This is a genomic window from Kitasatospora sp. MY 5-36 (assembly GCF_001182915.1).
In the GTDB taxonomy this organism is placed as follows: domain Bacteria; phylum Actinomycetota; class Actinomycetes; order Streptomycetales; family Streptomycetaceae; genus Kitasatospora.
Genome location: NZ_LFVW01000573.1, coordinates 1 through 7,484, shown reverse-complemented (window position 1 = coordinate 7,484; position 7,484 = coordinate 1). Strand labels below are relative to the sequence as shown.

Here is a 7,484-nt window from a genome sequence, read left to right as displayed (position 1 = left end):
GGCCGGCGGGTGCAGCAGCTGCCCCCGGTCGTCCCGGGCGGACTCGGCCAGCTCGGCCGCCTGCGCGCCGGTCAGGCCGTCCGGCGGGCGGTGCCAGGCGAGCCGGGCCGCCAGGTGCTGGTCCTCCAAGTGGCTCTGGCCGGTCGCCCAGTGCCGGGCCAGCAGGCCGGTCATCGGCAGCAGCAGCGAGGAGCCGGGCACCTGGGCGCGGTCGGTGAGGTGGGTCAGCCAGCGGCCGAGCAGCGGCACCCGGACCGGCGCCGGGTACGGGCCCGGCTCCTCGTCCTCGGCGGTGCGGCGGAAGCGGGTCGAGCGGCCGATCAGGGCGAGGTGGTGCACGCCCGCGCCGTTCGGCACCACCAGCTGCGGGGCGTCCGCGCACAGCTCGCGGAACACCTGGGTCTTCTCGCCGGTCTCCGGGTCCTTCTCGGAGCCCTCGATCTGCTCGACGTCCTCGGCGAAGGACTCCAGGTAGGGCAGCAGGTCGGCGGCGAGCTCGGCCAGGAAGTCGAACCGCAGGGTGCGGTTGAGCGGCTGCGGCACCAGGTGCAGCCGGGGCGCGTCCCGGTCGGTGCCGAGCATCACCGCGAGCGGCGCGCCGGACTCGCCGGCGGCCGTCAGCGGGACCAGCACCATCGGGCGGTCGGACAGGTGCCGGTGCCGGACGGTGGCCAGCGGCTCGGCTCGGCCGCTGCGGACGGCCTCCAGCCGGGCGAGGGTGGTGAGCAGGCTCATGCGCGAGCCCCTTGGGTTTCCGCCCCCACGGCGCCGGCGCCCAGGGCTTCGGCGCGCAGGGCGGCCGCGTAGGCCAGGCGCTCGGCGGCGTCGTCCGCGCCGTCCAGGTCCTCGCTCTTGGTGCCGGCGGCGGCCAGCGCCTCGGCGACCGTACGGATGCTGCCCAGCTCGCCGCGCACGCCCCGGCCGAGCTGCTCGACCCGGTCGTCGCAGCGGGCCCGGGCGCGGCAGTGGAAGCCGAGTTCGCAGGTGGAGAGGCAGTCCGGGCTGTACGCGGCGGGCACCGCCTCGACCGAGGCGGCCAGCTGTTCGGTGGTCCGGGCCGGCGCGCCGTCCTCGTCGGCGGCCAGGTCGAAGTCGGCGTCCGCCGGCAGCGCCGCCAGCAGCCGGCCGATGCCGGTCATCCGGCCCAGCTGGCGGCGGGTGGTGGCCAGTTCGCGGCGGACGTCCACGGCGACCGCGGTCGGCCGGTTGCCGAAGTCCTTCGGGCAGACCAGCAGCACGCTGGTGCGCGGGCTGCCCGGCAGCCGCTGCTCGGTGTACGGGTCCTCGGCGAGCGGCTGCCCGGCCGCCGCGGCGGCGAGCCGCTGGAGCGCCAGCACGTACACGGCGGCCTGCCGGGCGGCGGCGCCCACCTTGGCCGGGTCGGCGCCGCCGTCCAGCACCGGGAAGGACTTGATCTCGACCACCGTGCACCGCCCGCCGTGCACCACCAGCGCGTCCGGCTCCAGGTAGGCGGTGCTGCCGGCCACCCCCAGGCGCAGCATCGGGTGGTCCAGCAGCGTCCAGGCCTCCGGATCGGCGGCGGCCAGGGCCAGCGCCTCGGCCGTCCGGTCGGCGCGCACGGCCGGGCCCGAGCGGTGCAGCAGGTCCGGCACCAGGAGCGGGGCGTGCCCGTCCGCCGGGAGGCCCAGGTGGTGGCGGAGCGGCTCCAGCAGCGGGGCGTAGCCGTCGGCCTTCAGCCGGGACTCGAAGATCACGCCGCGGGCGATGGCGAAGGGGGACTGGCCGAAGGGGGCCGGGCGGCCGAGCCGGGCCGCCAGCACCGACTTGTCCACCCCGGCCGCGTCGAGCACGGCGCGGCGGTGGCAGCCCGGGTTGGCGGCCAGCGCGGCGAGGGAGCGGGCGTTCAGACTGCGCTGCGGGGCCGGTCCGCGCAGCTCCGCGAGCCGCTGGGCGAGCGGCTCAGCGGGCCCGCGCGGCGGGACGTTCGTCGAGACGTTCATGGTGCGGCCCAGTGTCGCATCCGGGTCCGACAACGCGGTGCGGACCGGCCGTTGGAGAGGCGGTCCGCGGCCGGAACCGGACGTCCGCCGCCCCCGGGCCGCGGCCGGAACCGGACACCTGCCGCCCCCGGTCCCGCGGCCGCCGGGACGGGCCCCTCGATCGTGGTCGCCGCCCGGGTGGGGGATCATGGAGCCCGGTGCTCAATGGTGAGACCGACCGACCGTTGCCACCGCCCCGTCGCTAGGAGTCCCCATGCCCGCCCGCATCGTGCTGGTCCGCCACGGCGAGACCGAGTGGTCCGCCACCGGCCGCCACACCGGCCGCACCGACATCCCGCTGACCGAGGAGGGCCGGGCGATGGCCCGGGCCCTCGGCGCCCGCCTCGCCAAGGCCCCCTGGAACGGGCTGCCGGACGCGCTCGTCTACACCAGCCCGCTCGGCCGGGCCAAGGAGACCTGCGAGCTGGCCGGCTTCGGCGACCGCGCGGTGGAGCGTCCGGAGCTGATGGAGTGGGACTACGGCCGGTACGAGGGCCGCACCGGCGCGGACATCCGCTCCAGTGACCAGCCCGGCTGGCTGATCTGGCGCGACGGGGTGCCCGGCGGCGAGAAGCTCTCCGGGGTGGCCGCCCGGGTGGACGCCTTCCTGGCCGGCCTCAACGAGGAGCACGGCGTCCCCGCCCCGGACACCACCGTGATGCACTGCGCCGACCGGGACGTGATCCTGTTCGCCCACGGCCACCTGCTGCGCATCCTCACCGCCCGCTGGCTGGGCCTGCCGCCCGAGTACGCCCAGCGGTTCAAGCTCGGTACGGCCGCGCTGTGCGTGCTGTCCTGGGAGTACGGCGCCCCGGCGGTGGAGGTCTGGAACGACCTGTCCCACCTGGAGGGCCTGGCCGCCGGGCACTGAGCCGGCTGTGCCGGGCGGCTCCGGGGCCCGTCGAGGCCAAGCCGGGCGGCGGGGCTCAGGCGGCCGCCGCCCGGTCGTAGTCGGTCAGGAACCGGCGCACCTCGGGCACGGCGACGTGCGGGCGCAGCCGCCCGGCGGTGTCCGCGAGCATGCTCCGGATCCGGGCCGAGCGGACGGCGCCGAACAGCGCGACGGCGGTCGAGCCGTGGTGCGCCGCCCCCGCCAGGTCCCCGCGGCCGAGCCGGTCGTGGGCCAGCTCGGCGGTGTACAGCACCCGGTTGCGGACGAAGTGCGGCTTCTGGAGCGCTATCGCCAGCCCGGCCTGCTCGCTGGCGCGGTCCCAGTCGCCGAGCGCCGACCAGCACTGCGACTGGAGGCCGGCGATCTCGGCCTCGCCGAAGAAGGACATCCACTCCGGGTCCCGCCCGCCGGGGCCCCGGTCGAAGAGGGCGTACGCCCGGCCGAGCGCGCGCTCGCAGGAGACGCGGTCCTGGAGCAGCGCCCAGGCGCCGGCCTCGCGCATGGCCAGCAGGGCGAGCAGCCGCTCGGAGCCCAGGCCCCGGGCGGCGACCTGCCCGGCCTGGGCGGCGCGCAGCGCCTCGCGCGGGCGGCCGGCGTCCCGGGCCAGGAAGGCGCTGTTGCAGAAGACGTGCGCCTCCAGGGCGGAGTCCCCGGCCATCCGGGCGGTGGCGAGCGCCTCGGAGTAGAACGAGCGGGCGTCCGCGAGCCGGTTCGAGTCGTGGGCCAACCAGCCGACGGAGATGGCGAGTTCGCCCGCCCCGGTCTGCAGCCGGCGTTCCGTCTCCGGGCTGTACTCGCACTCGTTGAGCAGCACGTACGCGTTGCGCAGCGACCGCCCGGCGAGCTCGTACAGGGCGTCGGCGCCGTGCGCGTCGTCGGCCAGCCGGATCTCCCGGACGGCCTGTTCCACGCCGAGCACCTCGGCGGCGCCGACCCGGCGCAGCGGCCCCACCGGCCCGGGTCGGCCGGGCACCAGCGGTTCGCCGCCGAGCAGCGACGGCGCGGTGAACTCCGCACCGGGGAAGGCGCCTTGGCCGGCGAGCGCACCGGGGGCGCCGTCGGCGCCGGCCTGCCGGCCGGCCGCCGAGGCCGGTCGGTCGATGCCGATCACGGAGGCCAGCGCGGTGGTGCCGCCGGCCAGGAACGTACGGCGACGCACGTCGTCGTTCTCCTCGTCGAGATTGGGCGATCCATCGGGCCCCCTGGGCACCGTCCCGCGGCTCGGCCACGGGGGCCCGTCCGGTGCGGCTGGATCCGTGTACGGCGAGGCAGCGTACGGGAGTTGAGTGGAGAGAGGTGAGCGCGGGGCGGGCGGGGGCGGGAACGTCGGGTGGAGCGGAGGGGGTTCGCTCCACCCGACGGACCGGTCCGCCGGGCGGCGGCGGACGGAGGTCCGGGGGGCGAAGCCGAGGTCGGTGAGCGCGCGGTCCGGCCACATGTGCCGGAACACCCGCTCGTAGGCGTAGTTGGGGCAGCGGATCTCACCGGACTCGACCCGCCCGACGTACCGGGCGTCGCAGGACACGTGCTCGCCGATCTCGCGGGCGGCCCTGCGGACGGCCGTGGCGAACTCGCCGGGAGAGCGGTCGCCGCGCAGTGCGCGCATCACGGCGTTGGGGGACGGACGGTTCGGCTCGGCCGGTGGGGTGGCTGCCATGGCGCCGAGAGTACTCGGAGTCACCGAGCGGACACATTCGGTTGGTGGGACATCTCGTGTCAACCCCGGGTAAAAAGGGCGATGTTGCGGGGTATCCGCCATGAAATGCCATGCCTTGCTGTAATGCGCCCCGTGGCCTGCGCCACGACCCCCGCGTTGTCCTGGTACGAGGAAGAAGCCCACGCCGTCGCCCGGCCCGTCCCAGCCGGGTGGCCCCTCCCAACGGCTGTGCTTCCGGACCCGACGAGGTACAGGAGAGCCCATGATGGCCACCGGACTGCCGCAGTACCGACCCGTCCCCGGGGGAGTGCTCGCCGGCGCGGCCCCCGCCCTGCTCCCCGAACCCGCCGACGACCGGCTCTCCGGCCGGGGACCGGTCGAAGGCGGCCGCCTCCCCCGCGGCGGCCACCGGCGCGAGCGCACCGCCCCCGAGGAGGGCGCCGTCGTCAGCGCCTGCGACACCGTGACCGTCGCCCTGCGGCACGGCCTGGAGGCCGTCGACATCCTGAGACTGCGCCGCGCCTGCGGAGTCGTCCTGCAGAGCCGCAACGGCAGCACCGTCTCCTTCCTCGTCCCGGCCGGCACCTGGGAGACCTGGCACCTGCCCGGCAGCTCCTGTACCGCGGGCGCCCTGCTGCCCGCCGCCACCGACCCGCGCTGGGTGATCCCGCCCTCCGGCACCGGCCGCACCGCCCGCCCCACCGACGCCTGGGTCCTCCGATCCGCCCTCTGCGAGGCCGCCTGCACACTCACCGCGGGCGGCCTCGGCCCGTTCTAGCGGGCGTGCCGCGCGGACCCCGCCGGGCCAGTCGACCTCCGGCCGGGCCCCCGTGGCACGCCCCTGACCAGCGGACGTCCCCCGGCGGCGGCGATAATGGCCGCCATGGGACGAAGCAGCAGAGCCGCACGCGGACCGGAGCCCGAGGCCACCACCGGACCGGGCGGACGCACCCACGCCCAGGGCCCGCTCAGCCGCCCCGTCGGCTCCGGCCTCGCCGAGCTGCGCCCCGACCGCGACCGCCCCGCCGCCTGGTCGCTGCTGATCGACGGCGCCCCGCAGTCCCTCGTCGACCTCGCCGACCCCACCCGCCTCGGCTTCGAGTACCAGCGCCGGCTCGGCCACCTGATCGACCTGGTCGCCCCGCCCGGCCGCCCGCTCACCGTCCTGCACCTCGGCGGCGGCGCCCTCACCCTCGCCCGCTACACCGCCGCGACCCGGCCGCGCTCCCGCCAGCAGGTCGCCGAGATCGACACCGCGCTCACCGAACTCGTCCGCGCCGAACTCCCCCTGGAACGCGGCTGGCAGATCAAGGTGCGCGGCGCGGACGCCCGCGGCGTGCTGGAACGCACCCCCGAGGACAGCGTCGACCTGGTGATCACCGACGTCTTCTCCGGGGCCCGCACCCCGGCCCACTGCACCACCGTCGAGTTCACCACCCTCGCCGCCCGCGCCCTCGCCCCCGGCGGCTGGTACGCCGCCAACATCGCCGACGGCGGCGCCCTGCCCTTCGCCCGCTCCCAGGTCGCCACCCTCGCCGCGGTCTTCCCCGAGCTCTGCCTGATCGCCGACCCCGCCGTGCTGCGCGGCAAGCGCTTCGGCAACCTCGTCCTGGCCGCCGCCCACACCCCGCTGCCGATCGCCGAACTCACCCGCCGCGCCGCCTCCGACCCCGCCCACGCCCGGGTCGAACACGGCCGCGCCCTCACCGACTTCGCGGCCGGCGCCGTCCCGGCGACGGACGCCACGGCGGCCCCGTCCCCGGAACCGCCGCCGGGGGTGTTCCGCTGACGGGCCGCTCGTCGCGGTAGGGGGTTCGGCGGTCCTGCGGGTGCTTCTCCGCACCGCTTCTCCGCACCCGCTCCGCCGGCCGTAAAACCGTTTGCCGACGACCGAGTCGCGGTCGACAATGGCGCTGCCATCCGGCCAGCGACCAGAGGGGGCGTCATGGAGATCAGACCGGCCCGGCCGGAGGAGGCCGCGCTGCTCACCGGCATCGCGCTGCGGTCCAAGGCGTACTGGGGCTACGACGAGGCGTTCATGGCCGCCTGCCGGGCGGAGCTGACGGTGGACGCCGGTGTGATCGAGCGGTCGGCCACGGCGGTGGCCGAGGACGACGGGCGGGTCCTGGGCTTCGTCTCGCTCTCCGGGGCGCCGCCGACCGGGTCGCTGGACCTGCTCTTCATCGAGCCCGAGTCGATCGGCCGTGGCGTCGGCCGCGCGCTGTTCGAGCGGGCGAGGGGCCTGGCCGTGGCACTCGGCCTGTCTCGGCTCACCATCGAATCCGACCCGAACGCCGAGCCGTTCTACCTCGCGATGGGCGCCATCCGGATCGGCGCCGTCCCGTCCGGTTCGATCCCGGGGCGCGAACTCCCGCTGCTGGCCGTGGACCTGGCCACGCCTTAGGTGGGGGCGGAGCGCTGCCGCCCGGCCCTGGGCCCGGTGGCCGGAGGTGTCCCGCCGCCTTCTCGCGGCTGCGCAGCGTCCCCATGCCTTACGGGGCGGTCCACTGCGGCCGGGGCCGCTCAGTGGCCGCGTGGCAGTCCGCGGTGCTTGCACATGGCCGCTCCGGTGAGCAGGAGTCCGGCGGCGATGGGGACGAGGACGGCGGTCGCGGTGGCGGAGCCGTCTCCGGAGCCGGCCGCCGTGGCGGTGTCGGCGATGGCCGTCGTTTCGGGCGTGCTGTCGTGATCCGGCGCGGGGGTGGCGGTGGAGTCCGCCGTGCTGCCGGCTTCGGCGGTGGGTCCACCCTCGTCGACGGCGGTGGTCGCCTCCTGGAGCAGGGGTTCCGTCGCGGCCTCGCGCTGCCGGGGGACGGTGGAGAGGGCGCCGCCGCGGTGCCGGGTGGCGGAGGGCGGGTCGGCGGGTTCGCCCTCGCGGGAGGCGCGGGGGCCGTCGGGCCGGGCCTGGGCGGGGACGGTGCCGAGCAGGCCGGAG

6 protein-coding genes and 2 pseudogenes are annotated in these 7,484 nt (G+C 76.8%); 4 read left to right on the top strand and 4 right to left on the bottom strand.

The annotated features are described in order from the left end of the window. Together AE652_RS30470 and AE652_RS30465 are read right to left on the bottom strand one after the other, a co-directional pair. Positions 1–735 (bottom strand): annotated as a pseudogene (locus tag AE652_RS30470) (hypothetical protein); the annotation flags it as partial. Beyond that, positions 732–1,961: a hypothetical protein gene (locus AE652_RS30465; protein WP_049657323.1), complete on the bottom strand. Its 1,230-nt coding sequence runs from the start codon at positions 1,959–1,961 to the stop codon at positions 732–734. The pseudogene AE652_RS30470 and the gene AE652_RS30465, both read right to left, overlap by 4 nt. 253 nt (positions 1,962–2,214) lie before the next feature. Here AE652_RS30465 and AE652_RS30460 point away from each other — a divergent pair, with 253 nt between their 5' ends. Further along, a complete protein-coding gene (locus tag AE652_RS30460) occupies positions 2,215–2,871 on the top strand; it encodes a histidine phosphatase family protein (RefSeq protein ID WP_049657320.1) in 657 nt (218 codons plus the stop codon). 55 nt (positions 2,872–2,926) lie between these two features. Here AE652_RS30460 and AE652_RS30455 read toward each other — a convergent pair whose 3' ends face one another. Beyond that, positions 2,927–4,549, bottom strand: coding sequence for a hypothetical protein (locus AE652_RS30455; protein ID WP_049657319.1), 1,623 nt, complete (start codon positions 4,547–4,549; stop codon positions 2,927–2,929). A gap of 262 nt (positions 4,550–4,811) precedes the next feature. Between AE652_RS30455 and AE652_RS49310 the strand changes: the two genes are divergently transcribed. From AE652_RS49310 to AE652_RS30440, 3 genes are all read left to right on the top strand, one after another. Next, entirely contained in the window at positions 4,812–5,327 is a 516-nt protein-coding gene (locus AE652_RS49310; protein WP_053112337.1) for a hypothetical protein, read from the top strand. A gap of 105 nt (positions 5,328–5,432) precedes the next feature. After that, on the top strand, positions 5,433–6,338 hold the full coding sequence (locus AE652_RS30445) for a spermidine synthase (protein ID WP_049657326.1): 906 nt from the start codon (positions 5,433–5,435) through the stop codon (positions 6,336–6,338). Positions 6,339–6,494: 156 nt separating this feature from the next. Next, positions 6,495–6,953: a GNAT family N-acetyltransferase gene (locus AE652_RS30440; RefSeq protein ID WP_049657317.1), complete on the top strand. Its 459-nt coding sequence runs from the start codon at positions 6,495–6,497 to the stop codon at positions 6,951–6,953. A 119-nt stretch (positions 6,954–7,072) separates the two neighbouring features. Here the strand turns inward: AE652_RS30440 and AE652_RS45465 are convergent. Further along, positions 7,073–7,484: pseudogene (locus tag AE652_RS45465) on the bottom strand (hypothetical protein); the annotation flags it as partial.

What these genes read in the sequence shown, in the direction of transcription:
- AE652_RS30465 (WP_049657323.1), bottom strand. Translation starts at nt 1,961, where the DNA reads ATGAACGTCTCGACGAACGTCCCGCCGCGCGGGCCCGCTGAGCCGCTC.
- AE652_RS30460 (WP_049657320.1), top strand. Translation starts at nt 2,215, where the DNA reads ATGCCCGCCCGCATCGTGCTGGTCCGCCACGGCGAGACCGAGTGGTCC.
- AE652_RS30455 (WP_049657319.1), bottom strand. Translation starts at nt 4,549, where the DNA reads ATGGCAGCCACCCCACCGGCCGAGCCGAACCGTCCGTCCCCCAACGCC.
- AE652_RS49310 (WP_053112337.1), top strand. Translation starts at nt 4,812, where the DNA reads ATGATGGCCACCGGACTGCCGCAGTACCGACCCGTCCCCGGGGGAGTG.
- AE652_RS30445 (WP_049657326.1), top strand. Translation starts at nt 5,433, where the DNA reads ATGGGACGAAGCAGCAGAGCCGCACGCGGACCGGAGCCCGAGGCCACC.
- AE652_RS30440 (WP_049657317.1), top strand. Translation starts at nt 6,495, where the DNA reads ATGGAGATCAGACCGGCCCGGCCGGAGGAGGCCGCGCTGCTCACCGGC.